This window comes from Amycolatopsis speibonae (assembly GCF_042647925.1).
In the GTDB taxonomy this organism is placed as follows: domain Bacteria; phylum Actinomycetota; class Actinomycetes; order Mycobacteriales; family Pseudonocardiaceae; genus Amycolatopsis; species Amycolatopsis speibonae.
Genome location: NZ_JBHRWK010000135.1, coordinates 1 through 805, shown reverse-complemented (window position 1 = coordinate 805; position 805 = coordinate 1). Strand labels below are relative to the sequence as shown.

At 58.0% G+C, this 805-nt stretch carries 1 protein-coding gene; it reads left to right on the top strand.

Annotated elements, in window-relative coordinates; all coding sequences use genetic code 11:
- On the top strand, window positions 1-805 hold an 805-nt coding region (locus tag ACFOSH_RS42475; RefSeq protein ID WP_378247218.1), incomplete at both ends, for an IS256 family transposase.

The following is an 805-nucleotide window of genomic DNA, read 5'->3' as shown; positions in this document are numbered from 1 at the left end:
TCGTGCCGAAACGGTCCCGACGGGTCGGTAATATCGATGACATGATCCTGTCGCTGTATTCGCGGGGCATGACGACCCGTGATATCGAGGCGCACCTGCGTGAAGTATATGGCGTGAACGCGTCCCGTGAATTGATCTCGAATGTCACCGATGTGGTGGTCGACGAGATCAAGGCGTGGCAATCACGCCCGCTGGACGAGGTGTATCCGATCCTCTATGTCGACGGGATCCGGATCCGGGTCAAGGACAACGGAGTCGTCACCACCAAGGTCGCTTACCTGGCCATCGGTGTTGACGTGGACGGCCGCAAGCACGCCCTGGGCTGCTGGATCCAGGACACCGAGGGTGCGAAGTTCTGGCAGAAGATCCTGTCCGATCTGCGCAACCGAGGCGTCAAGGACATCCTCATCGCCTGCTGCGACGGCCTGACCGGCTTGCCCGACGCGATCCACGCGATCTTCCCGGACACTGTCGTGCAAACCTGTGTCGTGCACGTCATCCGCAACGCGATGCGTTTCGTGTCCTATGGCGACCGGAAGAAGATCGTCAAAGCGATGAAAGAAATCTACACCGCACCCACTCTTGAAGCGGCCGAACTCGGCCTGGCGGAATTCGACAGCCAATTCGGTGTGCAATACCCGGGCGCGATCGATGTCTGGCGTAACGCATGGGACGAGTTCATTCCTTTTCTGGACTATCCGCCCGAACTCCGCAAAATCGTCTACACTACCAATGCGATCGAATCAATCAACTTCCAGCTCCGCAAAATCACGAAGAACCGCGGACACTTCCCAGACAAAGATGC